General features: G+C 49.5%; 26 protein-coding genes, 3 tRNA genes and 2 pseudogenes. 5 read left to right on the top strand and 26 right to left on the bottom strand.

Going from position 1 to position 22,061, the window contains the following annotated elements; genetic code table 11:
* Positions 1-7 precede the first annotated feature (7 nt).
* The 6 genes and pseudogenes from KQJ19_RS00280 to KQJ19_RS24225 form a co-directional block, all read right to left on the bottom strand.
* A complete protein-coding gene (locus KQJ19_RS00280) occupies positions 8-673 on the bottom strand; it encodes a YecA family protein (RefSeq protein WP_216403206.1) in 666 nt (221 codons plus the stop codon).
* A gap of 209 nt (positions 674-882) precedes the next feature.
* The gene (locus KQJ19_RS00275; RefSeq protein WP_016153460.1) at positions 883-1,164 is read right to left on the bottom strand and encodes a heavy metal-associated domain-containing protein; all 282 of its coding nucleotides are present in this window, start codon (positions 1,162-1,164) and stop codon (positions 883-885) included.
* Positions 1,161-1,517: a mercuric transporter MerT family protein gene (locus KQJ19_RS00270; RefSeq protein ID WP_047416569.1), complete on the bottom strand. Its 357-nt coding sequence runs from the start codon at positions 1,515-1,517 to the stop codon at positions 1,161-1,163. The genes KQJ19_RS00275 and KQJ19_RS00270 overlap by 4 nt, the downstream gene beginning before the upstream one ends.
* Complete coding sequence (locus KQJ19_RS00265; protein WP_181221629.1) at positions 1,495-2,637, bottom strand: transglutaminase domain-containing protein; 1,143 nt, start codon at positions 2,635-2,637, stop codon at positions 1,495-1,497. The genes KQJ19_RS00270 and KQJ19_RS00265 overlap by 23 nt, the downstream gene beginning before the upstream one ends.
* A 206-nt stretch (positions 2,638-2,843) precedes the next feature.
* Positions 2,844-3,314, bottom strand: coding sequence for an SRPBCC family protein (locus KQJ19_RS00260; RefSeq protein WP_049283075.1), 471 nt, complete (start codon positions 3,312-3,314; stop codon positions 2,844-2,846).
* Between the two features lie 13 nt (positions 3,315-3,327).
* Positions 3,328-3,477 (bottom strand): annotated as a pseudogene (locus KQJ19_RS24225) (DUF1571 domain-containing protein); the annotation flags it as partial.
* Positions 3,478-3,711: 234 nt separating this feature from the next.
* Between KQJ19_RS24225 and KQJ19_RS00255 the strand changes: the two are divergent.
* Positions 3,712-4,053 (top strand): hypothetical protein, encoded by a 342-nt coding sequence (locus KQJ19_RS00255; RefSeq protein ID WP_216403205.1) that lies wholly within the window; start codon positions 3,712-3,714, stop codon positions 4,051-4,053.
* Positions 4,054-4,386: 333 nt separating this feature from the next.
* On the opposite strand, the gene KQJ19_RS00250 is transcribed toward KQJ19_RS00255, so the two are convergent.
* From KQJ19_RS00250 to KQJ19_RS00235, 4 genes are all read right to left on the bottom strand, one after another.
* Positions 4,387-4,968 (bottom strand): YrbL family protein, encoded by a 582-nt coding sequence (locus KQJ19_RS00250; protein ID WP_047502094.1) that lies wholly within the window; start codon positions 4,966-4,968, stop codon positions 4,387-4,389.
* 282 nt (positions 4,969-5,250) lie between these two features.
* Entirely contained in the window at positions 5,251-5,676 is a 426-nt protein-coding gene (arsC, locus tag KQJ19_RS00245) for a glutaredoxin-dependent arsenate reductase (RefSeq protein WP_141875343.1), read from the bottom strand.
* 12 nt (positions 5,677-5,688) lie between these two features.
* Positions 5,689-6,978, bottom strand: coding sequence for an arsenic transporter (locus KQJ19_RS00240; RefSeq protein WP_181636563.1), 1,290 nt, complete (start codon positions 6,976-6,978; stop codon positions 5,689-5,691).
* A gap of 44 nt (positions 6,979-7,022) precedes the next feature.
* Entirely contained in the window at positions 7,023-7,343 is a 321-nt protein-coding gene (locus KQJ19_RS00235; RefSeq protein WP_016153468.1) for a transcriptional regulator, read from the bottom strand.
* Between the two features lie 86 nt (positions 7,344-7,429).
* On the opposite strand from KQJ19_RS00235, the gene arsH reads away from it, so the two are divergent.
* Entirely contained in the window at positions 7,430-8,128 is a 699-nt protein-coding gene (gene arsH / locus KQJ19_RS00230) for an arsenical resistance protein ArsH (RefSeq protein ID WP_181547470.1), read from the top strand.
* Positions 8,129-8,186: 58 nt separating this feature from the next.
* Here the strand turns inward: arsH and KQJ19_RS00225 are convergent.
* A pseudogene (locus tag KQJ19_RS00225) lies at positions 8,187-8,321 on the bottom strand (IS30 family transposase); the annotation flags it as partial.
* A gap of 131 nt (positions 8,322-8,452) precedes the next feature.
* Here KQJ19_RS00225 and KQJ19_RS00220 point away from each other — a divergent pair.
* On the top strand, positions 8,453-8,623 hold the full coding sequence (locus KQJ19_RS00220) for a YnfU family zinc-binding protein (protein WP_162835200.1): 171 nt from the start codon (positions 8,453-8,455) through the stop codon (positions 8,621-8,623).
* A 393-nt stretch (positions 8,624-9,016) separates the two neighbouring features.
* On the opposite strand, the gene cspA is transcribed toward KQJ19_RS00220, so the two are convergent.
* On the bottom strand, positions 9,017-9,232 hold the full coding sequence (gene cspA / locus KQJ19_RS00215) for an RNA chaperone/antiterminator CspA (protein ID WP_016153470.1): 216 nt from the start codon (positions 9,230-9,232) through the stop codon (positions 9,017-9,019).
* Between the two features lie 297 nt (positions 9,233-9,529).
* Here cspA and cspH point away from each other — a divergent pair, with 297 nt between their 5' ends.
* A complete protein-coding gene (cspH, locus tag KQJ19_RS00210; RefSeq protein ID WP_049040548.1) occupies positions 9,530-9,742 on the top strand; it encodes a cold shock-like protein CspH in 213 nt (70 codons plus the stop codon).
* A gap of 413 nt (positions 9,743-10,155) precedes the next feature.
* Here cspH and KQJ19_RS00205 read toward each other — a convergent pair.
* From KQJ19_RS00205 to uvrY, 6 genes are all read right to left on the bottom strand, one after another.
* Positions 10,156-10,242: transfer RNA gene (locus KQJ19_RS00205), tRNA-Leu, on the bottom strand.
* A gap of 12 nt (positions 10,243-10,254) precedes the next feature.
* Positions 10,255-10,328: transfer RNA gene (locus KQJ19_RS00200), tRNA-Cys, on the bottom strand.
* Positions 10,329-10,379: 51 nt separating this feature from the next.
* Positions 10,380-10,455, bottom strand: a tRNA-Gly gene (locus KQJ19_RS00195).
* 151 nt (positions 10,456-10,606) lie between these two features.
* Complete coding sequence (pgsA, locus tag KQJ19_RS00190) at positions 10,607-11,155, bottom strand: CDP-diacylglycerol--glycerol-3-phosphate 3-phosphatidyltransferase (RefSeq protein WP_016153472.1); 549 nt, start codon at positions 11,153-11,155, stop codon at positions 10,607-10,609.
* A gap of 55 nt (positions 11,156-11,210) precedes the next feature.
* On the bottom strand, positions 11,211-13,043 hold the full coding sequence (uvrC, locus tag KQJ19_RS00185) for an excinuclease ABC subunit UvrC (RefSeq protein ID WP_016153473.1): 1,833 nt from the start codon (positions 13,041-13,043) through the stop codon (positions 11,211-11,213).
* Entirely contained in the window at positions 13,040-13,696 is a 657-nt protein-coding gene (uvrY, locus tag KQJ19_RS00180; RefSeq protein ID WP_006684079.1) for a UvrY/SirA/GacA family response regulator transcription factor, read from the bottom strand. The genes uvrC and uvrY overlap by 4 nt, the downstream gene beginning before the upstream one ends.
* A gap of 459 nt (positions 13,697-14,155) precedes the next feature.
* On the opposite strand from uvrY, the gene KQJ19_RS00175 reads away from it, so the two are divergent.
* Positions 14,156-14,380 (top strand): DUF2594 family protein, encoded by a 225-nt coding sequence (locus KQJ19_RS00175; RefSeq protein WP_016153474.1) that lies wholly within the window; start codon positions 14,156-14,158, stop codon positions 14,378-14,380.
* 66 nt (positions 14,381-14,446) lie between these two features.
* On the opposite strand, the gene sdiA is transcribed toward KQJ19_RS00175, so the two are convergent.
* From sdiA to KQJ19_RS24210, 8 genes are all read right to left on the bottom strand, one after another.
* A complete protein-coding gene (sdiA, locus tag KQJ19_RS00170) occupies positions 14,447-15,169 on the bottom strand; it encodes a transcriptional regulator SdiA (RefSeq protein WP_016156833.1) in 723 nt (240 codons plus the stop codon).
* A 231-nt stretch (positions 15,170-15,400) separates the two neighbouring features.
* A complete protein-coding gene (gene tcyN, locus KQJ19_RS00165; RefSeq protein WP_003030477.1) occupies positions 15,401-16,153 on the bottom strand; it encodes an L-cystine ABC transporter ATP-binding protein TcyN in 753 nt (250 codons plus the stop codon).
* Positions 16,150-16,818: a cystine ABC transporter permease gene (tcyL, locus tag KQJ19_RS00160; RefSeq protein WP_003030474.1), complete on the bottom strand. Its 669-nt coding sequence runs from the start codon at positions 16,816-16,818 to the stop codon at positions 16,150-16,152. The genes tcyN and tcyL overlap by 4 nt, the downstream gene beginning before the upstream one ends.
* Positions 16,819-16,839: 21 nt before the next feature.
* Positions 16,840-17,826: a D-cysteine desulfhydrase gene (dcyD, locus tag KQJ19_RS00155; protein ID WP_047358000.1), complete on the bottom strand. Its 987-nt coding sequence runs from the start codon at positions 17,824-17,826 to the stop codon at positions 16,840-16,842.
* A 106-nt stretch (positions 17,827-17,932) separates the two neighbouring features.
* Positions 17,933-18,733, bottom strand: a complete 801-nt coding sequence (tcyJ, locus tag KQJ19_RS00150; protein WP_016156835.1) for a cystine ABC transporter substrate-binding protein — start codon at positions 18,731-18,733, stop codon at positions 17,933-17,935.
* A 100-nt stretch (positions 18,734-18,833) separates the two neighbouring features.
* Entirely contained in the window at positions 18,834-19,385 is a 552-nt protein-coding gene (gene fliZ, locus KQJ19_RS00145) for a flagella biosynthesis regulatory protein FliZ (RefSeq protein ID WP_016153478.1), read from the bottom strand.
* Between the two features lie 57 nt (positions 19,386-19,442).
* Positions 19,443-20,162: an RNA polymerase sigma factor FliA gene (fliA, locus tag KQJ19_RS00140; RefSeq protein ID WP_016153479.1), complete on the bottom strand. Its 720-nt coding sequence runs from the start codon at positions 20,160-20,162 to the stop codon at positions 19,443-19,445.
* A gap of 162 nt (positions 20,163-20,324) precedes the next feature.
* Complete coding sequence (locus tag KQJ19_RS24210; protein ID WP_200107938.1) at positions 20,325-21,818, bottom strand: FliC/FljB family flagellin; 1,494 nt, start codon at positions 21,816-21,818, stop codon at positions 20,325-20,327.
* Positions 21,819-22,061 lie beyond the last annotated feature (243 nt).

Here is a 22,061-nt window from a genome sequence, read left to right as displayed (position 1 = left end):
CTTTTTCTTAATGCAAACAACACTGCTTATATTTTTTACCGCTACCGCACGGACAAGGGTCATTGCGCCCTACCTTGGCATCCACTTTGACCGGTACTTTAATCGGCGTTTCCTGAGGATGCGCCATCCAGTAAGCATGCAGATCCAGCGCCGCCAGGCGGATGGCATCCACGCTCTCTTCGAACGCTTCTGGCGTCATTTTCTCAACGACCGCAAAGTTTTCTTCCGTACCGTGCAGCGCAATAGCCTCGAGTGCCGATTTTAACGAGTCTGGTAACGCGGACCAGTCCGACAGCGCGACGCCGCGCATATAACCAAAACACCACTCTTCAACGATGGTCAGTTCATGCTCGTCAATTTCACGCAAACCAAACAGCGGCTCAAACTGCTCAGGATATTCATCCAGGCGATCGGCCGTATCCGCCATATGTTGAAACGCCAGGTTCATGAAACGCGTCATTTCTTTTTCGGAGGACCAGCGAGGAACATATTGCGCGCCGCCCCAAATAGCGACCAGCCACTGCTCCGGTTCAATTTCATACGGTGAACTCAGTACCGCCGTCAGTAAACCATCCAGTTCTGACACATCCAGAATAGCCTTATCTGTATTGTACTTAGTCAGTACATCATCCAGCCATTCCAGTTCGCTCTCGTTTAATGGTCCCGTTTTCATAACGCTTTTCCTTAGTCAAAAAATCTTGCCTGTGATCATCCTACATGGCTGGAGGGATAACAGATATAAATGGGCATATGCGGCTTACAGCAGCCGCCTGTTCAGGTTAACAGGAAAAGAGGGGAATTCCGGTAGTTAACGCACAAAAGAGAACACTAAGCCGCCGGGCATCATACCGGGAAAACACAATAAAACCACCCGCAGGTGGTTTACTGTTGTTCAATACGGTTGAGCGTTGCGGTATAGCCCGTTTTCGCTACTGCGTTAAGTAGAGTATCGGTTGGGAAACCTTCTGGCACGATGGCTTCTGCCTGCCGGGTTTTGAGAGAGGATTTTGCTTTAATCACGCCGTCGGTTTCACGTAGCGCCTGATTGACCGAAATAACGCATAACGAGCAGGTCATATTTTGTATATCCAGCACCACTTTTTGATTGGCCGCCTGAGCCCACAGCGGCAACAGCAAGCATGCAACTAACGCGAAGATCTTCATTCAAATACCTCATAAAACCAGGCAACAAGCGTTGGGTAAAATAGCACCGGCAAAATCAATGCCAGCGCGCACCAGTAGAGAACGCGCGCTTGCTTCAGAGTTAACCACCCGGAGCACCACAACCGTTTGGAAAAATAGAGCCGCCAGAAGACACGCAGTAATAATCCCAGGGACAGCAGTACCAGAGGAGTTCGCAAAAACTCAAACCGGGTGAAAACGGCGAAGCTCGCCGCCGAAATACCAAACAGCAGGTAAAGTAGCGGTCCAACACAGCATAAGCCAGCGGTGACGGCGGCCGCAGCAGCCGTCAACAGGGTAATCCCCGCACCTTTAGCGTTGTTCTGTGGCGACATAGCTGTAGGAGAACGCTTTAGGATCATAGAAATTGATCGGGTCGCCATCGACTTCAGCGTAAGGATAACCAAAGTTATTCATGGCTCCCTGCTCCGTTGCCGGATACAACTCGAAATCACGCCCGTAGTTGAATCCAACCCAGTTCATTTCCCAGTTACCAAACAGGTAAGCGTTAACCGCCTGGACATCGGCATCCTGATGCGTTTTTTTCTCTGCCAGACGCATTTTGGTCACGTCAGCAGGATCGCACGGTAACCAACCGTAACCTGCCAGATAGAACTCAGCGCGGCAGTGTTGACCGCCGCTCACGTTGGCAACGCCTGCACTGTCGGCTGTGCCAAAAGCACTTTTCGAGTAACGTTCGAGCTTATTGGCCTTGCCCAGACGGATGCCAAACAGTTCGCGCGCCGGAATACCGCTGGCCCGCGCCAGAGCAACAAAAACGGAGCTCATGTCGGTGCATTTTCCTTTGAGCTTACCGCTTTTTAATATCTCCGCCACATCCCCCGTGCCGCAGCCAATAACGTCATTGTCACGCTCCATATGGCTGCTGACCCATTCGTAAATCAGGCGCGCTTTTTTCAGCGGATCCTGCTCATTACCGGTGATTTTACGCGCGGTTTCCAGGACCAGTCCATCAACTGGGGTATGTGCCGTCGGCAACAGATACGGTTTTACATCCAGCGGATAAATAATCTGCTCAGGTGCCTGCCAGTTTTTCAGCGCGTCCTGCTTCAGCGGTTCCCAGTCGGCGGTTTCAATGTCGATATCAACGTTAACCAACAATTCACCCTGCGAGTCTGCCCAGGTGGCAAACAGCGTTTTCGCGCCATAGGTATTATTGGTGGTGACGTACGCCTGCTTATAGTTTCCGCTAAAGGCAAGCGCCGTCATTTGTTGAAACGCGGTATCCACCGGTAGCGGGATCCACAGTTTCACCACGCCGCTCGATCCCTTAGGAGGATTAAGTTTATACGTTTGAGATAAGACAAAGCGTCGACGAGCCACTGGCGCAACGGATGGCTCAGCGGCACGTACCGTCTGGCTAATGACTGCAGGGCCGACTAATCCGGCGGCGGAAAGGAGAACGCTATTTTTGAGAAACTGACGACGTTGCATTGCTGTCTGTCCAGGTTGTAAGAGTTGAGCTACGGCTAAAGGGGAAACCGTACGCGATCATCACAGCAGACAGAGGCTGGCATAAAAAGGCGAGTCGATGGAGATTATTCATCAATAACAGACCTGTTAACTGTGAATGAAGTGAGAAACTGCAAGGTCGCTATTAAGCCATTTACAGCCACAAAAGTACAGCAGCGGAGATACGTTCAGACTATATACACAGTCGTTGCCAGTTTGCGGGCTAACCCTCTTGCCCCTTCGCGCATGACCGTGTTGTGATTCCAGCGAAATACAGGTGCTGCCAGCGGGGCGAGATAATTCATCCAACGGATCGTGGTACGCACATTCCAGTCATATCTGACAATAGTCGCTGTACCATTGGCAGTAAAATACCATACCCCTCGCCCTTCCACCGCGCCGCTGGCTTGTCCTTCAAGCAGTGTGCAAGGCCGTATTTTCAACACATTGATATCAAAGGTTAAGCGATAAGGAAGCGCCCCTTTCCAGGTATAACGATGCAACGCCCCAATACCCCGTAAATCCCCTTTCCTTATCTCAACGATGCGTTCCAGACTTCCCCACCATTCAGGCCAGCTATCCGGATGGGAAAAAACATCCCATACCTCCTGAATTGAAGCCTCAACACGCCAGACTGTGGAAAACTGATAGTCAGCCATAGTGCAGGCTCCCTCAAGGCGTGAAAAAATTGACGGGGAAACGGGTGTTGATAACCATAGCATCCAGAAGAACAGTTTCTAATCGCTGCCCATCTGGCGCATAGCTGATCACTTTGGCAGGGAGTCCGTGATAATTATCCAGCCAGATGTCGTAGCGGTGAACGCAACTCGCGGAGAAAATGAGACGCGCATAACCGCCCCCTTGTATCGGTACTATCTGCAAACTGGAGTCATCAGCTGTCGACTGTTTTTATTATAGTTCTTAATTGCGCGGCACTCCTCTCCCGCCCCCTTAGACTCTGTACAGGCAACAGGCTTAAATTGTTCATTTTCTATTCAGATGAGATGAAGGTATAAGACTATACTTTAATAGCCATACTTTTAATGGGTATTAATCATGAAACTGCCATCGGTATTTTCATGCGCCGTCCTCGTATTGCTGCTGGCGTCATCGTCTGCCGCAGCCAGCGCGTTACAAAACCAGGCCGCAAGAGAGCAAGAGTTAAGCGCGGCACTTCTTGCAGGACATGGCGTCATCATCATTAGCGAGGCGGATGATTTCGCTTTCACATTCAGGGCACGTAACCGAATCCACAGACATTTGGCGATTCAGGATGGCATAGGCGATCCCATCATGATGAATGGTTTTCAGGACCACAACTATAATCCCGCCCGGGATGGCTTTATCAACAACCCAGCCCGGGGAAGGTTTATGTTTAATGCACCGATTCGTCGATAGATTGATTGGCAATGGGGAGTGTGTAGCGGACGGCTTAACGTATCTGGCTGGCTTACTTGACGCAAAATACCTATGGTTCGTCAAAAGCCGGCACAAAAAAACCACCCGTAGGTGGTTTCGCGACACTGCTTATTGCTTTGATTGTTCTATTCTTTCCCATGGTACCGGTGTGGGATTTGCCCCCACACAGCACGAACGCCGAGCAGTTCAGGATATTTTTCAAGAAGTTAATATGTAACTTACTTCTGCGTAAACACCTTTGTTAATCAGTTATGCGGGATCGGAAATTCGGCAACAGAAAACTGGTGATTCGATTATTTTTAACCTGCGTGGTTAAGCTTGTTGCAGACCGTTCAAATCGTTAAGCATCCGCTTGAGACATTTGATTTTATTCTTATCGCGAACTGATTGCGAAAGCTTACTGAGTTGAAAAAACGTTTTGTCACCAAACCCGTCAATGACTTTGAAGCGATAATCCTGACGCTCGCTATCCCAGGCATAAACAATGTTTTTACAATGCAGGGAGTTAATAATGACTTTGGTGCTGACAAACCATGCTAAAAAAGCATTCAGCTTCTGCAATTTGCTGTCATCGAGTTCTTTTTTGAGAGCAAGCTGATAAAGAGTTTGAGCAATGTTGCCATGCTCATCGCACTCCTTCACAGTGATCTGCCCTAGACCTTTATTTGTTTCAACAAGACCTTCGATCTTTTGCATATAAAGAGAGTCTGTTTGATGGCCAGGCTTGCATTCTTTAAGGTCCCGGAAGACTTCCCGTAACTTGCTTTTATAGTTCGCAATATCTGAAATAACGATTTTGATCAGCAGGTTACTATCCTGTGGATGCTGAAAGACGTAACGATCGTTACCTCGTGCAAGTAAGTCTTCATCTGTCAATACAAGCTCTTGTTTCATGATAGTTTTTGACTCTTACCCTAAGGGAAATGAAATTGCCTCAACTGACCTGCATCGGTAAGTTCTGCTAATCAAAAACTATTATGTATATATTTATTTCAATAATTGATAAACGAAATGCATTCGGAGTGAGACAAATGCCTCTTCTGGCAAGTGGGCAGGCTAATGAACCTGTTTTGATACCCCCGCAAATCAGCTTCTCCAGTCGTGAACGAGGGTTATCAGCGAAGAGCAGGCACCGGTATGAAGTCAACAGGCACCCGATAATATTAAGCGGAAAGATTACTTAACCCGTTTCCCTTTTTCGTCAATGACCTTTTCGCCATCCTCTTTGGTAAAAGAGCCTTTCTGAGCTTCAGGTAAAATATCCAGCACAATTTCTGAGGGACGACAAAGACGCGTGCCAAGCGGCGTCACAACAATCGGTCGATTAATCAGGATCGGATGCTGAATCATAAAATCGATCAACTGCTCATCAGAAAACTTATCCTCATCAAGACCCAATTGCTCATAAGGTTCAACGTTCTTGCGCAGCAATGCGCGTACTGAAATGCCCATATCTGAAATCAGTTTGGTCAGTTCATCACGAGTCGGGGGCGTATCGAGATAATAAATAATAGTTGGTTCGTTACCGCTGTTACGGATCATTTCCAGCGTGTTACGTGAGGTGCCACAGGCCGGGTTGTGATAGATGGTAATGTTGCTCATATCAGTATCTCATTACAAAGTGACAGAGAGCCGCCACGCCAGCGCGGCCAGAGTGACGAACAGCACGGGCAGAGTCATGATAATGCCGGTGCGGAAGTAATATCCCCAGGTGATGGTCATATTTTTCTGTGCCAACACATGAAGCCACAGCAGAGTTGCCAGACTGCCTATCGGGGTGATTTTAGGCCCTAAATCGCAGCCAATCACATTGGCATAAATCATCGCCTCTTTGACGACGCCGGTCGCAGCACTCCCGTCAATGGACAATGCACCAATCAGCACCGTCGGCATATTGTTCATCACAGACGACAGGAAGGCAGTCAGGAAGCCGGTACCGAACGTGGCAGCCCATAAACCTTTGTCTGCCAGCATATTGAGTACAGCAGAAAGATACTCGGTGAGTCCTGCATTACGCAGGCCGTAGACGACCATATACATACCCAGCGAGAAAATCACGATCTGCCAGGGCGCCCCACGCAGAACTTTCCCGGTATTAATGGCGTGGCCACGCTTGGCTACCACGAACAGCACCGCAGCCCCAACTGCTGCTATCGCGCTTACAGGGATCCCCAGCGGCTCCAGAAGAAAGAAACCGACCAACAGGAACAGCAGAACAATCCAGCCCGCCCTGAACGTCGCCGGATCTTTAATCGCACTGGCGGGCATCTTGAGCAGTGAAACGTCATATCTGGCCGGGATGTCGCGGCGGAAGAAGAGATGAAGCATGACCAGCGTGGCAGCAATGGCCGCCAGGTTTACAGGGACCATCACGGAGGCATACTGTGTAAAGCCCAGGCCGAAGAAATCCGCCGAGACAATATTGACCAGGTTAGAGACAATCAGCGGCAGGCTGGCAGTATCTGCGATAAATCCTGCAGCCATGACAAAGGCCAGCGTCGTCGCCTGGCTGAACCCCAGGGCGAGCAGCATCGCAATCACAATCGGCGTCAGTATCAGTGCTGCACCGTCGTTAGCAAACAGCGCAGCGACAGCAGCGCCAAGCAGTATTATCCAGGTAAACAGCAGGCGACCACGCCCGTTACCCCAGCGGGAGACATGCAGCGCGGCCCATTCAAAGAAACCGGACTCATCAAGCAGCAGGCTGATGATAATCACCGCTATGAATGCCGCTGTTGCGTTCCAGACGATATTCCAGACTACGGGAATATCATCAATGTGGATGACCCCCGTCCCCAGTGCCAGTAAGGCTCCGATACTTGCGCTCCAGCCAATGCTGAGACCTCTGGGCTGCCAGATGACCAGGACCAGCGTCAGTATAAAAATACTCCCTGCCAAAAGCATTTTAGATTCCTTTATATATGATTATGTGTATGTAAAAAATTCTCTCAACAGGATGTGCAGGCTGATTTTTTCAGCCATTCACCCACATCTTTCCTCAGACACTGCCAGGACGTCGTGATCGTCTCAGCGGCCCACGCTGGCATGTGGGGAGACAGACGGTAGTGAATCCATTTGCCTTCCCGGCGGTCAAGCACCAGCTCTGCTTCACGCAGAATAGCCATGTGGCGAGAAATTTTAGGCTGTGATTCAGAGGTCGCCGCGCATATATCGCATACGCACAGTTCGCCGGATTCCCGGAGAAGCATAACAATCGCGAGACGGGTTTCATCCGACAGGATTTTAAAAAGCTGAACAGGCTGTAGCATTTTTTACTCCGTTCCCTTTAGAATACATATATGATAAATCATATGTGTTGAATTTGAAATCACAGAACCTCCCGGAGGAGTAAAAAATGGAACACTTTCCTGCACTGAATGCTGATTGCTTCGATCAGCAGATTGCTGAACGCCTGCAGCTCCAGGAGCCGCCACGCATACTGATCCTGTATGGCTCGGTAAGAGAGCGTTCTTACAGTCGTTTTGCCGCAGAAGAAGCGGGACGCCTGCTGACGGCGATGGGAGCGGAAGTAAGACTGTTTAACCCCTCAGGTTTACCCCTGCCGGATGATGCCCCAGATACGCACCCAAAAGTCACCGAGCTGCGCGAGCTGGTCAGATGGTGTGATGGGATGGTGTGGAGTTCCCCGGAACGGCATGGGGCAATGAGTGCGGTGATGAAGGCACAGATCGACTGGATACCCTTAAGCGAAGGGGCCGTTCGCCCTTCACAGGGAAAAACACTGGCGGTGATGCAGGTCTGCGGCGGGTCGCAGTCGTTTAACGCCGTGAACCAGATGCGTATCCTTGGGCGCTGGATGAGGATGTTCACGATCCCTAACCAGTCCTCAGTAGCCAAAGCCTGGCAAGAATTCGATGAGAGCGGGCGAATGAAACCTTCGTCCTGGTATGATCGTATCGTCGATGTCGCCGAGGAGTTGTTTAAAATCACGCTGCTGCTCAAGGGGCAAACCGATTACCTTGCCGATCGCTACAGCGAACGAAAAGAGAGCCATCAGGAGCTTTCATCCCGCGTCAATCAGGCCAAAATATAACGGCCTTTTTTACTGAGCTCAAAAACGTCCGCTTTTTGCTGTGCGTTCAACCGCTGGATGCAACAATGTTAATTCTTTGCTGGCTGCGAACCGATAAGCCAGCTCCTTTTGGAAAATACTGTCTGAGCAATCTGTTCGTATTTTCATTAGAACCACGCAGCCAGGGAGATTGAGGATTACAGAAATAAATTTGGGAAGCCGCCCTTATCATCAGGCTCTTTGCGATACCTTTTCTTTATATTTACATATCCAAAACATCATAAAGTTAAGATTTTTTGGACAAATTAGGGTATGGTTGAAGTTCATCCACTCAAGGAAAAGCCTATGTCAGAACGTAAAGACTCTAAATCACGCCGCAACTATCTTGTCAAATGCACCTGCCCAAACTGTACCCAACAATCTGAACACAGTTTTTCAAGAGTACAAAAAGGTTCTCTTTTAATCTGTCCTCATTGCAATAAAGTATTCCAGACAAACCAAAAAGAAGCAGCCTGAATCCGTTTTAGACTCTATTTCTGGAACAGAATCACCACCTCTGTATTTTAATATTTATCAAGCTACAGATAACAGAAAACCCGCTGGCTGCGGGTTTAGTATTTTCATATTTAAAAATAAAAAATATGGTGATATCTGGGAAAAGCTATCCTCTTGCGTATGTTGTCGTGCAAAGCAAGTGGTTAGACTTTTCGTGCAGCGAACCTACACGTACTCACAATGGTCAGCATACTTTCTCATGCAAAAGAGAGATGAAATATGCTGACCATTGCCCTGAATGCCGGATCAGTAACATTTCATCTCTACTGACCCAACAATACATTCATTGCTTTTGTCAGTATGTCTACTCAGGCTTTAGCCTTCTTCGTTATCGCATACAGACAAAAAAAGGATTTACTCTGTAATAACTACATTGCCAGCAACCGGACCTTTAGTACCATTCTCAATGGAGTATGAGACTTTTTGCCCTTCAAACAAGGTGCGGAAATTATCGCTCTGGATAGCAGAAAAATGTACAAATAAATCTTTACTACCGTCAACAGGAGAAATAAAACCGAATCCCTTATCGGCATTAAACCATTTTACTAAACCATTCATCTTTTTTGACATTTTGTATTCCTTAATTTGGCCTTCCGGCGAACATGGTTTTATTACAGAAACTACTTAGTGCTTAGTGGGGAGACTCAAAGAAGGGATAAATATAAAACACCTGAAATGAGAACTGCTTTAGTAAACTACTTTGTATTTTGTCTGTTCTTCAAACCGACGCGACCATTAACGCACGGGCGTATATAATAATCAATGTTTATTTTAGCTATCCAGATCTCACGATTGCTGAAAAATATTTCTGGCATTATCCAGGGGTATGTGTATAGTGCAACACGTTATTAGCTTTAAGGAATTTTTTTGTCTCGTAAAATGACAGGAATTGTCAAAGCCTTTGACTGCAAGAGCGGTAAAGGCCTTATCTCCCCCTCCGATGGTCGCAAAGATGTACAGCTTCACATTTCAGCCTTAAGTCTCCGTGACTCAGAAGTACTCATCCCCGGATTACGCGTTGAGTTTTGTCGAATAAATGGTCTTCGAGGCCCCTCGGCTGCGAACGTTTATCTCTCATGACCTGTAGTCGCCCCTCCTGACTTCTGGAATCATAAAAGAGAATTTCAAAACAGGGAGAGTTTCATATGTATCAGAAAATCTATCTCAACGACTGGCTGACAGGCCTTAAGAGCTCATGCTGCACGCTGATAGTGACTCTACTTGTTTTCATCTAACCAGTTAGTTCACCGCATACTGATGGTGCAAATAGACCGGTAAGAGTTGCAATAGCGTTGGCGTATCTGTGTTGCGCCTGTCAGGGTGATATGCTGCGTTACACCCCAAATGCCTTTAATGCACAAAGGATGAAAGCCAGGGGATTTCTGATCTTGAAGGTTCGCTGCGCGAGAAGCAGGAAATTTCAGGCACAAAAAAACCACCCGTAGGTGGTTTCACGACACTGCTTATTGCTTTGATTATTCTTTTCTTTCCCATGGTACCCGGAGTGGGACTTGAACCCACACAGCGCGAACGCCGAGGGATTTTAAATCCCTTGTGTCTACCGATTCCACCATCCGGGCTCGGGAAGAAATTGGAGGCGCGTTCCGGAGTCGAACCGGACTAGACGGATTTGCAATCCGCTACATAACCGCTTTGCTAACGCGCCGAAATCTTCTGGCTTTTCAGCCAACATCCGCTATTGCCGATGTCTTTAATTTGGAGCGGGAAACGAGACTCGAACTCGCGACCCCGACCTTGGCAAGGTCGTGCTCTACCAACTGAGCTATTCCCGCATCACCAAGTAACTTTGTTAATCACTTGATTTTGTTATCGTCTGGCAATCAGTGCTGCCGTTCGATGCGTTGCATTCTACTTACCTGACGCAATGAGTCAACGATATTTTTCACCACTGACGATCGTTTGCTGAAATTTGCGCCGAAACGATCACTGTTCAAGCAAATCTCCCCACGCAGCGCTCAAATACTGGAACATTGACCACAACGTCAGTATCGCGGCGACGAAGAAAAGTGCGATCCCGGCGTACTCTACCCAAATATTTGGACGCCACAGCAGCCATGCGAGCGCGGCCATTTGCGAAGTGGTTTTCACTTTGCCGATCCAGGACACCGCCACACTGCTACGTTTACCCAGTTCAGCCATCCACTCACGCAGCGCAGAGATAATAATTTCACGCGCGATCATCGTGGCGGCAGGAAGCGTTACCCACCAACTGTGATAGTGCTCGGTCACCAGCACCATCGCGATAGCCACCAGTACCTTATCAGCGACCGGATCGAGGAAGGCGCCAAAACGCGTGCTTTGGTTCCAGCGACGCGCCAGATAGCCGTCAAACCAGTCGGTGACCGCCGCAATACAGAAGATCAGCGCACAAACGAAGGGAGCCCAGGTGAATGGCAGATAAAAAGCCAATACAAAGAATGGGATCAGGATGACGCGAAACAGCGTGAGCAACGTAGGGATATTAAATTGCATATGACGGATAACTATCTGTTGTCAGTAAAATTACCCCTATGTTGCTACAGAGGGCCTAATGTTTCAACGAGTAGAAGATCTTTTCTGCCAGAGCTTGCGAAATACCCGGCACTTTTGCAATTTCTTCAATACTCGCGTTACGAAGGCCTTGCAAACCGCCCATATATTTCAACAACATCTGCCGACGCTTCGGCCCGACACCTTCAATAGTCTCCAGCGTGCTGGTACTTTTCACCTTCGCCCGTTTTTTACGGTGCCCGCTAATCGCATGATCGTGAGATTCATCGCGGATATGCTGGATAACGTGCAAAGCTGGCGAATCCGGCGGAAGGCTAAAGCCCTCACCTTCCGGCTCAAAGAACAGCGTTTCCAGGCCTGCTTTACGATCGGCCCCTTTTGCCACACCCAACAAAAGCGGGTGCTGTTTGTCCCAGGGAACGTCCAGCTCAGCAAACACGGCTTTCGCCTGCCCCAGTTGACCTTTCCCGCCGTCGATCAATATGACGTCCGGAATCTTACTTTCTTCAATCGCCTTACCGTAGCGCCGGCGGAGAACCTGATTCATTGCAGCATAATCATCACCCGGCGTAATACCCGTGATGTTATAGCGGCGATACTCGGCGCGCAGTGGTCCATTGGCATCGAATACCACGCAGGAGGCTACCGTCTGCTCGCCCATCGTGTGGCTGATATCAAAGCACTCCATGCGTTTCACTGCGGGTAACTTGAGTACTGATGCCAGCGCCGTCAGGCGTTGAGTAATGGTCGACTGCTGGGAAAGTTTTGTGGTTAACGCCACCGCCGCGTTGGTACGCGCCAGCTTCAGATACCGCGCGCGATCGCCTCGCGGTTTCGTCTGAACGTTGATCTTCCGCCCGGCCAGCTCAGACAAAGAGTCCGCCAGCAGGGTTTTATCGCTAAGATTAAAATCGAGCAGGATCTCACCGGGTAAGGTGCGCATCTGACTTCCCTGCAGATAAAACTGTCCGACAAAGGTTTCAACGACCTCGCCGAGTTCTGTTCCACCAGGGACTTTCGGGAAATAGCTACGACTGCCTAACACTTTACCCTGGCGAATAAACAGCACGTGCACACACGCCATGCCGGCGTCAAACGCCACGCCGATGACGTCCAGATCGTCTCCGGTATTAGAGACAAACTGTTTTTCGGTCACGCGGCGTACGGCCTGAATTTGGTCACGAATGCGGGCAGCCTCTTCAAACTCGAGATTCTGGCTGGCTTTTTCCATCCGGGCGATCAGCTGCGTTAATACCTGATCGTCTTTCCCGGACAGGAACAGACGAACGTAATCAACCTGCTGCGCATACTCTTCCTCACTCACCAGGCCCGCCACACACGGACCGAGGCAGCGGCCAATCTGATATTGCAGACAGGGCCGCGAGCGATTGCGATAAACACTATTTTCGCACTGACGAATAGGGAAGATTTTCTGCAGCAACGCCAGCGTTTCACGTACGGCATAGCCGTTAGGAAACGGTCCAAAGTACTCGCCTTTGGCATGCTTGGCCCCGCGATGCATTGCCAGGCGAGGATGGGTATCACCGCTGAGGAAAATAAAAGGATAGGATTTATCGTCGCGCAGCAAAACGTTATAACGCGGCTGATACAGCTTGATGTAGTTGTGCTCAAGCAATAACGCCTCGGTTTCGGTGTGCGTTACCGTGACATCAATCTGCTGTATTTGCGCGACCAGTGCTTCGGTCTTACGCGATGCGAGGTTGCTACGGAAGTAGCTGGAAAGCCTTTTTTTCAGGTCTTTCGCTTTCCCGACGTAGATGACCGTCCCGGCGTCATCATACATACGATAAACGCCGGGCTGACTGGTCACGGTTTTCAGGAACGCTTTGGCATCAAACTGATCGGTCACTGGCTTGTTAATGTCTCCGCATTACACAGGCCATGGCGAATTGCCAGGTGAGTCAGCTCAACATCGCCGTGAATGTTTAATTTACTGAACATTCGATAGCGATAGCTGTTCACCGTTTTAGGACTAAGATTCAGTTGCTCTGAGATCTCATTGACCTTCTGACCTTTGGTGATCATCAGCATAATCTGCAACTCACGTTCAGACAAACTGGCAAACGGGGTTTCCGTTTTCTCAGGCTCAATCTGGCTAAGCGCCATCTGCTGAGCGATATCGGAGGCAATATAACGTTGGCCAGAATAAACCGAACGAATCGCACTCACGACCTCCTGGGGCGCAGCCCCCTTACTGAGATAGCCCGCGGCTCCCGCCTGCATGACTTTTGCAGGTAACGGGTTTTCGGTATGGACAGTCAGCATGATCACTTTAATGTCAGCCGTTGAACGCGCAATTTTACGCGTTGCCTCAAGGCCACCAATACCGGGCATATTCATGTCCATCAGCACAACGTCAACGGAATTTGAGCGGCACCATTTTACCGCATCTTCACCGCAGCACGCCTCGCCGACAACTTTAATGCCTTTTATATCTTCAAGAATGCGTCGTATCCCTGCGCGCACCAGTTCGTGGTCATCAACAAGAAAAACGTTGATCAAAGGAATATCTCCAGAATAGGGATAACGCTACCGATAGTTAATCGGTCCTATGTTAACGGGTTTTATCTCAACTTTGAAATGTAAAAAACACCCGTCTTTCGATTTTGCTCTCGTTTTTGGAAATTAGAAGGTACGACGAGTGGAAACTTTCTGTTATGGCAACCTTTTGCCACGGTTATATCTGCATAGCTGTTTCAGAATAGTGACAAAAAATTCATATTCGTCCGTTGAATGCAAAATAGGCAGCTAAAGTTGTAACAATAATTAACGAGTAAAATACTCGAAATAAACAACAGATGGAGAAAATATATGCAGTGCAACATGTTGTTTATTTTAATGTCCGCGACTTATGTTTGCGCAGAAAACAACCGCTGATATTTTTAGCCTCGCTTATGGTATACTCCGGCGCCTTAAGATTTGACATCGCACTTTTTCATTGAAACATAACGAGGAAAATAAATGAGTACGCCTGACTTTTCCACTGCTGAGAATAACCAGGAACTGGCCAACGAAGTCACCTGCCTGAAAGCCATGTTAACGCTGATGCTGCAGGCAATGGGCCAAGCCGATGCAGGGCGCGTGATTCTTAAAATGGAAAAACAGATCGCGCTGATTGAAGATCAATCACAGGCTGCGGTATTTTCCAGCACTGTTAAGCAAATTAAACAGGCCTACCGCCAGTAATAAGAACCCGGCTGACAGCGATGCTCTCAGCCGGGTTTGCGTCTGACACTCAGAACGATAATTTACTCAGATCAGCCCGGTTGCCGCGGCATAACAGGCGATCTGCGTTTTGTTGGGTGCATTAAATTTCTTTTGCATATTTTTCTGGTGAAAGTTAACGGTATTTTCAGAAATCGACAGAATAATCGCTATCTCTGAAGAGGTTTTCCCCTCTGCCGTCCATTTCAATATCTCTTTTTCCCGCTTGCTAAAGCGCATCTCTGGCGCCATGACCATGTCATCTTGCAGCCGCGTCAGTACCGACAAGCTTTCCCGCACCAGCAGTTGCATCCTGAGCTCTACCTCATCGTTTGCAAAGCGACTATTACGGACACTTGCACGCGATACCGATAAAAAACCCAACGCCCGATTAGGCAACATTAAGCATTGCGTCATCCCTTTACGTAAACCGTGATTGCGCGCGGCATCCCACAGGGGCTGTGCATCGCGAAATAAGGTATCGTTCCAGGGTAAATGCCCCTGACTGAAGTTTTCAGGCTTCAGCACCGGATCAATAGCGAAATAATTCTCGGACTGATAATGCGCCACCCATGCTTTGGGATAGGTCGTGTGAAGCGACGTTTTAGGTCGGGTAAAAGGTACGGGATGACGAACACAGAGCGCGTAAAAATCGAACTCTAAATGCTGCGTCTGTTGTTGTAATTCATTATAGACATCCTCTGCCGTCGCCATTTCCTGAAAGCGTAACAGCATGCTCCGTCGCCAGGTGAAGAAATCATGACCCTGCATACTAAGTGGTAATACCCCTGAGATTGATAATCATCCAAACATATGAAACAAGCTAACACATAAATGTATTTTATATATGCAAATTATCGGACAAATGGTCAATTACTTGAGCATTACTCAACGACGGCAGGAAGTAACAGTATTGGGAGTTAATAATAAAGCAATAATTATAAATAGTTATGCGAACAACACTCGTCAAAAAACAATTTCGACGAGTGCTGCATGCACTATTTATTGCATCAGAAACTTTTCAAGAAACTGACGGGTTCGCGGTTGCTGCGGATGCGTGAATAAGGATTTAGCTGGCCCCTGCTCCACTATCCTTCCTTGATCCATAAATATCGCCCGATCGGCAACGTCGCGCGCAAAGCTCATTTCATGCGTCACAATCACCATGGTGCGTTTTTCCTGCGCCAGTTGGCGGATGGTATTAAGTACCTCACCAACCAGTTCAGGATCAAGCGCGGAGGTAGGCTCATCAAACAGAATCACCTCGGGGCGCATCGCCAACGCCCGGGCAATCGCTACGCGCTGCTGCTGCCCGCCGGACAAACGCCGCGGATAGCTGGTTTCTTTACCAGCTAACCCGACTTTCGCCAGCAGTTCGCGCGCTCGGGCTGTCGCTTCGGCTTTCGGTTCGCCTTTAACAATCACCGGACCTTCAATAATGTTTTCCAGCACCGTGCGATGCGGGAACAAATTAAAGTTCTGGAACACAAAGCCCACGTGCTGGCGCAACTGACGAATCAGACCTTTCTGCTGAGTTAACGAACGCGCGGTATCAATGGTAATCTCACCCACCTTAATGGTGCCCGCCTCCGGTTGCTCCAGCAAATTAATGCTGCGCAGCAGCGTAGTTTTGCCCGAGCCGCTCGGCCCGATAATCGCCACAACTTCACCGGGTTTGACGTCAAGATCGATCCCATGCAGCACCGTTTGCCCATGGAATTTTTTGACCAGGTTTCTGACTTCGATAGCACTCATTTCGGCTCTCTCTCCTGGCGATTCAGTTGCTCTTCAAAATAGTTTTGCAGTGCAGAAAGCACCGTCGCCATCACCCAATAAATCAACGAGGCTGCCAGATACATCGTGAATACCTCCAGCGTACGCGAGGTAATCAACTGCGCCTGACGGAACAGTTCCGGTACCTGAATAGTCGCGGCCAGAGAGGTGTCTTTCACCAGGCTGATAAAGCTGTTACTCAGCGGCGGGAGCGCAACCCGCGCAGCCTGCGGCAGGATTGCCCGGCGCATGGTTTGCCACCGCGTCATACCAATACTGGCACCCGCTTCCCACTGCCCTTTGTCGATGGAGGAGATTGCCGCACGCAGCGTTTCCGCAGCGTAGGCCGCCGTATTAAGCGACAAGCCAATCATCGCCGCCGGAATCGGATCAAGCTCAATACCAAACTGCGGCAGACCGTAATAGATCATGAACAGCTGGGCAATCAACGGCGTTCCGCGAAAGATAGAGATATAAAAGCGCGCCAGCCAGCGCACAGGCAGCAGCGGCGACAGACGCATCAGCGCCAGGATAAACCCCAGCACGAGGCCAAAGAACATCCCACCGATACTCAGTTGCAGCGTAAACACTGCGCCCTTGAGCAGATACGGCAGAGAATCAATCACCAGTTGGATACTTTCATGCATTAGCGTTTTTCTACCTGGTCGTTACACGTGAGGATGGTAGGCAAACAGCGCAGGTGCCCCACCAGTATGAATAAAGAGAATTGGCCCTTCATCTTTGAAGCGCTTCTGGCTGATGCCATCAATCAGACCCGCCATCGCCTTGCCGGTATACACCGGATCCAACAAAATGCCTTCCAGGCGCGCCAGCAGTTTTACCGCCTCCATGCCCTCTTCGTTTGGCGTACCGTAGCCCGGCGCATAATAATCGTCCCATAACAGGATTTCCGCTGAGGCCGTCAGTTCCAGCTCCCGGGCAATATCCTGCTGCAGTGCAACAACTTTGGGCTTTTGATCCGCCACGCTGCGTGAGACGGTCACGCCGATGAGTTCGACGTCTGGCATCAATTGCTCCAGGCCCACGGCCAGTCCGGCATGGGTTCCCGCACTGCCCGAGGCCACCACTACGGAAGAGAGCGAAACGGCCCCTTCACACTGTTGGGCAATTTCCAGCGCACTTTCCACATAGCCCAGCGCACCCAGTGCATTGGAACCCCCAACCGGGATCACATACGGGCGGAACCCTTGCGCTTCAATCCGCGTCGCCAGATCCTGCAGCTGTGCATTAGGGTCGGTAAGCGCATCGCACATTTCAATCTGCGTATTAAACAGGTCCAACAGCAGACGGTTGCCATTGGTGAGATAGTTTTCGGCAGTGGTGCCTATCGGATTTTCCAACAGCGCCACGCAGTGCAAGCCAAGCTTAGCGGCGACCGCCGCCGTCTGGCGAACATGGTTAGACTGAATCGCACCCGCGGTTATCAGCGTATCCGCGCCTTCACGCAGCGCGTCTGCGGCCAGAAACTCCAGCTTACGCAGCTTATTGCCGCCCATAGCCATCGGCGTGACGTCATCGCGTTTAATGAAAATATCGCGCCCGAGGTAATCTGAGAGGCGCGGAAGATATTCGAGTGGCGTTGGCGCGCCAATAAATTCCAGACGTGGAAAGCGCGTTAAATTATGCAGCGGCATACAGCCTCCGGTATTCGTTGTTGTGATGTTCTTTTATTATGCACGTTCAGGCGCAATGAAATAAAAAAAGGCGCTGTTAAAGGCGCCTTTTTTCATCAGATGACGATTATTTCGTCACATCTGCTCCAAACCATTTTTCAGACAGAGCTTTCAGTGAACCGTCTTTTTGCATTTCAGCAATGGCTGCATCCACCGCTTTCAGCAGATCTTCATTGCCTTTACGCAGCGCCACGCCGGACTCCTGGCGGGAGAATGCTTCACCGGTAACGGCCAGCGTATCCTTGGTTTTTTTCACCAGATCCAGCGCGGCCAGACGGTCAACCAGGATGGCGTCGATACGACCTACACGCAGATCCTGATATTTGGTCGGGTCATCATCATAGGTACGAATATCCACGCCCTGCACGTTCTGGCGCAGCCACTCTTCATAGTTGGTTCCCAGACCCACGCCGACTTTTTTACCTTTCAGATCGGCAGCAGTCTTAATAACGCCTTCATTGCCTTTCTTCACCAGCGCCTGGATACCAGAGACCGTATACGGGGTAGAGAAATCGTATTTTTTCTTACGATCATCAGAGATAGTCACCTGGTTGATGACCACGTCAATGCGTTTGGAATCAAGAGAAGCCAGCATACCGTCCCATTTGGTCGGCTTCAGCGTGGCTTTCACTCCGAGATGCTTGGCCAGCTCCTCGGCAAACTCCACTTCGAAACCGGTCAGCTTGCCGTCATCGCCCTGAAAACTAAACGGGGGATAGGTCCCTTCCAGGCCCACCAGCAGCGTGCCGCGCTCTTTAACTTTATTTAACAGACCTTCATCTGCATAAGTCTTCACGCTCATTCCGGCGACAAGTGCAACAGCCATTACACCCATCAGAGCCTGACGTCCCAGAAGTGCTAATTTCATAGTTACCCCGAATATTGTCATTAGTGACTATCATTTATGACTACAGTGTAAAGCGTTTGCCGTGATCCACAAACACGACTCTGTTACACCTTATTCGTTTTTAATATATATCAGAACTGGCTGTCCAGGAGGATTTCTGCATATGTCCCATATGCGTATGGGCTTTAAACTGCTCATACTTACGCAAGGCGATGCGGTAATTGTTGGTGCTGGTTTCCGGCAGCCACGGGGCAAGGTTTTCGTCGAGAAACCCTTCCTGCAGCAGATCGTGAGAGATATTTTGTTCGGTCAGATGATTCCCGAGGCGACGCAAGCGCACAACGTATTCGCGAACCGTGCCGTGACTCATTTCGGTCTGCTCGAATAAAAATTGCTTGAAGCCGATAATGTCAAAAAAGTCGCTCTGCTCTTTGCAGTGCAAATCACCACAAAAACGACACAGCGCCACCCACTCTTTTTTCTCCTGTTCCCACTCTGCTTCATTCAGCAACGTGTCCAGTCGGGCGATGGCGATTTTATTCACAATTTGCCCGCGGCGAACCAGCGTGATCCTGTCGAGCAACTTAAAGCAATGGGCGCAATGCGTCTGGCTGTGTTTGAAATCTTTGAGGTAGCGGCTTAGAGGCCGTCTTTTTGATTGCTGCACCGTCATGAGAACTCCTGGTAGTCAATTCGTAATGCGGCATTGTTCAGGGGTAATAATGTACCCCTATAGCTTACCCAGCTTGGTGCGTAGACGTTTGATGGCCTGACTGTGCAACTGGCTAACCCGTGACTCCCCCACTTCCAGTACCGCGCCAATCTCTTTCAGATTCAGCTCTTCCTGGTAGTACAGCGTTAACACCAGCTTTTCGCGTTCCGGCAACGCTTCGATCGCGTCCATCACGCGCTGGCGGAGGTTACCCTCAAGTAGCTGCTGTAACGGGTTTTCCTGCTGATGCTCTTCCGTCACCAGCTCAATACTATCGCCATGCTCTTCCCGCCACTCGTCGTAGGAGAAGAGTTGGCTATTATTGGTATCAAGCAACATCTGACGATACTCTTGCACAGGAATAGCCAGACGCTCCGCCACTTCGGTTTCCGTCGCGTTACGCCCTAATTCCTGCTCCAGTTGCCCCATCGCCTGTGCCACTTCGCGAGCATTGCGCCGAACGCTACGCGGCACCCAATCCCGGCTACGTAGTTCGTCCAGCATCGCTCCACGAATACGCTGCACTGCGTAAGTGGTAAATGCCGTTCCTTGCAAAGCGTCATATCGGTCGACTGCATTCAATAACCCGATGCCGCCCGCTTGTAGCAGGTCATCCAGTTCTACGCTCGCCGGCAAACGCACCTGAAGGCGCAATGCTTCGTGACGCACCAACGGTACATAACGCTGCCACAGCGAGTGTTTATCCATTACACCTTCAGCGGTATACAGTGAATTCACGATAAACAGCCCTGCGTTAAATGAGTTATCGGCATGATTATCCGTTTCTGCAGGGGTTTTAATCGGGTGAATAGTGGGTGAAATGAGGGGTTATTTGGGGGTTACGGGTAAAGCTGAATGTAAAAAACCCCGCCGGAGCGGGGTTTGCGCAGTAAGCGTAAATTAACGCAGCAGAGACAGAACGTTCTGCGTGGTCTGGTTAGCCTGTGCCAGAACAGAAGTACCCGCCTGTTGCAGAATGTTTGCACGAGACATGTTGGACACTTCGGTCGCGTAGTCAGCATCTTCGATACGGCTACGAGCTTCAGACAGGTTGTTTACGGTGTTACCCAGGTTGGTGATGGTAGAGTTGAAACGGTTCTGTACCGCACCCAAGTCGGAACGCAGGTCAGCAACCTGAGCCAGCGCCGCGTCGATTTTCGCCAGCGGGCTATCGGTTTTTGCTGCTGCCACTTCGTTCAGCGCTGCACCAGATTTGAAGTCGTGACCTTTAACGCTGGAGGCCAGGTACTGTTTACCAGCAACAGTTGCAACTTCAGTTTTGCCGTTCACACCACCAAACTGCACCGCTGCCTTCTGAGAAACACCAGCAGCATCCGTATAATCAACTGTTTTAGCGGTGATAGTACCAGTTTTAGCATCGTAATCAGCAGCGTAGTATTTGCCGTTGTTTTCCAGTGCATAACCGCCATCAATTGCTTTGCCGTTTTTGTCTTCAAAAGACATTTTAACCAGCGTGGTATTACCCGCGGTAGCACCTGCAACGCCAGCACCAACTAAAGCTGTTGCTGCTGCAGTAGTGTCTGGTTTAGTAGCAGCGACATCCACAACCTGGTTCTTAGTCACTGTTTTAGTATCAGCCAGGGTTACTGTATTTTCTTTAACACCAATAGTAACGGCAGTACCAGCAACAGTAGCTTTATACATCCCGTTACCAGCAGATGAACCGGTTACGTTAACGTAATAACTGCCATCTTTTTCATTAAACTGGACAGTTGCTGTACCCGTTGCACCGGTACCACCAGTAGCGGTGTCAATATCAGCACCAGAGATCGCAGCAAAGGTATCTGTACCATCTTTATATGTAGCAGCAGTACCAACTGCAGTTGGTTTAGTGGTATAGGCATCCTGCACGCTCAGGCTATCCAGACCCAGCGTTTTGGAGTTGATTTCTTTCAGGTTGATATCGATGGTTTCACCATCGTTCGCACCGACCTGGATGGTCAGGGTGTTGTCTTTCGCCAGTACTTTCACGCCGTTGAACTGGGTCTGACCGGATACGCGGTCGATTTCGTTCAGACGCTGAGTGATTTCAGCCTGGATAGAGTCTAGGTCAGACTGGGAGTTGGTACCAGTAGAGGACTGAACCGCCAGCTCACGAACACGCTGCAGGTTGTTGTTGATTTCAGACAGAGAACCTTCAGTGGTCTGCGCGATGGAGATACCATCGTTGGCGTTACGGGACGCCTGAGTCAGACCCTTGATGTTAGAAGTGAAGCGGTTAGCAATCGCCTGACCAGCAGCATCATCTTTCGCGCTATTGATACGCAGACCAGAGGACAGACGCTCGATAGCGGAGCTCAGGGAAGACTGAGATTTGTTCAGGTTATTCTGGGTCAACAGCGACAGGCTGTTAGTATTGATGACTTGTGCCATGATCTTTTCCTTATCAATTACAACTTGATGTTATTGGGCTGTTGCCCACGGTTTCTCACCGTAACCCTTGTATCGGCACCTTAATTTCGAACTTTAGAAAATTTTTACTTTCCGTCGTTTTTTTTCTTAGCCGCTGAAATACCCTCGATATGCACCACTATTCCGCGCATTATTTTTGCAAAACTATTATTAAACTTTGCGCGCAGATTGCCGATAAAGCGGTTAACTACTGTTTGCAATCAC

It is taken from the genome of Citrobacter sp. S46_ASV_140 (genome assembly GCF_018919545.1).
Taxonomy (GTDB): Bacteria; Pseudomonadota; Gammaproteobacteria; order Enterobacterales; family Enterobacteriaceae; genus Citrobacter; species Citrobacter braakii.
This window is presented reverse-complemented; position numbering and strand designations above follow the sequence as displayed.

Excerpts from the sequence above, each read along its gene's own strand:
- KQJ19_RS00280 (WP_216403206.1), bottom strand. The coding sequence starts at position 673 with ATGAAAACGGGACCATTAAACGAGAGCGAACTGGAATGGCTGGATGAT.
- KQJ19_RS00275 (WP_016153460.1), bottom strand. The coding sequence starts at position 1,164 with ATGAAGATCTTCGCGTTAGTTGCATGCTTGCTGTTGCCGCTGTGGGCT.
- KQJ19_RS00270 (WP_047416569.1), bottom strand. The coding sequence starts at position 1,517 with ATGTCGCCACAGAACAACGCTAAAGGTGCGGGGATTACCCTGTTGACG.
- KQJ19_RS00265 (WP_181221629.1), bottom strand. The coding sequence starts at position 2,637 with ATGCAACGTCGTCAGTTTCTCAAAAATAGCGTTCTCCTTTCCGCCGCC.
- KQJ19_RS00260 (WP_049283075.1), bottom strand. The coding sequence starts at position 3,314 with ATGGCTGACTATCAGTTTTCCACAGTCTGGCGTGTTGAGGCTTCAATT.
- KQJ19_RS00255 (WP_216403205.1), top strand. The coding sequence starts at position 3,712 with ATGAAACTGCCATCGGTATTTTCATGCGCCGTCCTCGTATTGCTGCTG.
- KQJ19_RS00250 (WP_047502094.1), bottom strand. The coding sequence starts at position 4,968 with ATGAAACAAGAGCTTGTATTGACAGATGAAGACTTACTTGCACGAGGT.
- arsC (WP_141875343.1), bottom strand. The coding sequence starts at position 5,676 with ATGAGCAACATTACCATCTATCACAACCCGGCCTGTGGCACCTCACGT.
- KQJ19_RS00240 (WP_181636563.1), bottom strand. The coding sequence starts at position 6,978 with ATGCTTTTGGCAGGGAGTATTTTTATACTGACGCTGGTCCTGGTCATC.
- KQJ19_RS00235 (WP_016153468.1), bottom strand. The coding sequence starts at position 7,343 with ATGCTACAGCCTGTTCAGCTTTTTAAAATCCTGTCGGATGAAACCCGT.
- arsH (WP_181547470.1), top strand. The coding sequence starts at position 7,430 with ATGGAACACTTTCCTGCACTGAATGCTGATTGCTTCGATCAGCAGATT.
- KQJ19_RS00220 (WP_162835200.1), top strand. The coding sequence starts at position 8,453 with ATGTCAGAACGTAAAGACTCTAAATCACGCCGCAACTATCTTGTCAAA.
- cspA (WP_016153470.1), bottom strand. The coding sequence starts at position 9,232 with ATGTCAAAAAAGATGAATGGTTTAGTAAAATGGTTTAATGCCGATAAG.
- pgsA (WP_016153472.1), bottom strand. The coding sequence starts at position 11,155 with ATGCAATTTAATATCCCTACGTTGCTCACGCTGTTTCGCGTCATCCTG.
- KQJ19_RS00175 (WP_016153474.1), top strand. The coding sequence starts at position 14,156 with ATGAGTACGCCTGACTTTTCCACTGCTGAGAATAACCAGGAACTGGCC.
- sdiA (WP_016156833.1), bottom strand. The coding sequence starts at position 15,169 with ATGCAGGGTCATGATTTCTTCACCTGGCGACGGAGCATGCTGTTACGC.
- tcyN (WP_003030477.1), bottom strand. The coding sequence starts at position 16,153 with ATGAGTGCTATCGAAGTCAGAAACCTGGTCAAAAAATTCCATGGGCAA.
- tcyL (WP_003030474.1), bottom strand. The coding sequence starts at position 16,818 with ATGCATGAAAGTATCCAACTGGTGATTGATTCTCTGCCGTATCTGCTC.
- dcyD (WP_047358000.1), bottom strand. The coding sequence starts at position 17,826 with ATGCCGCTGCATAATTTAACGCGCTTTCCACGTCTGGAATTTATTGGC.
- tcyJ (WP_016156835.1), bottom strand. The coding sequence starts at position 18,733 with ATGAAATTAGCACTTCTGGGACGTCAGGCTCTGATGGGTGTAATGGCT.
- fliZ (WP_016153478.1), bottom strand. The coding sequence starts at position 19,385 with ATGACGGTGCAGCAATCAAAAAGACGGCCTCTAAGCCGCTACCTCAAA.
- KQJ19_RS24210 (WP_200107938.1), bottom strand. The coding sequence starts at position 21,818 with ATGGCACAAGTCATCAATACTAACAGCCTGTCGCTGTTGACCCAGAAT.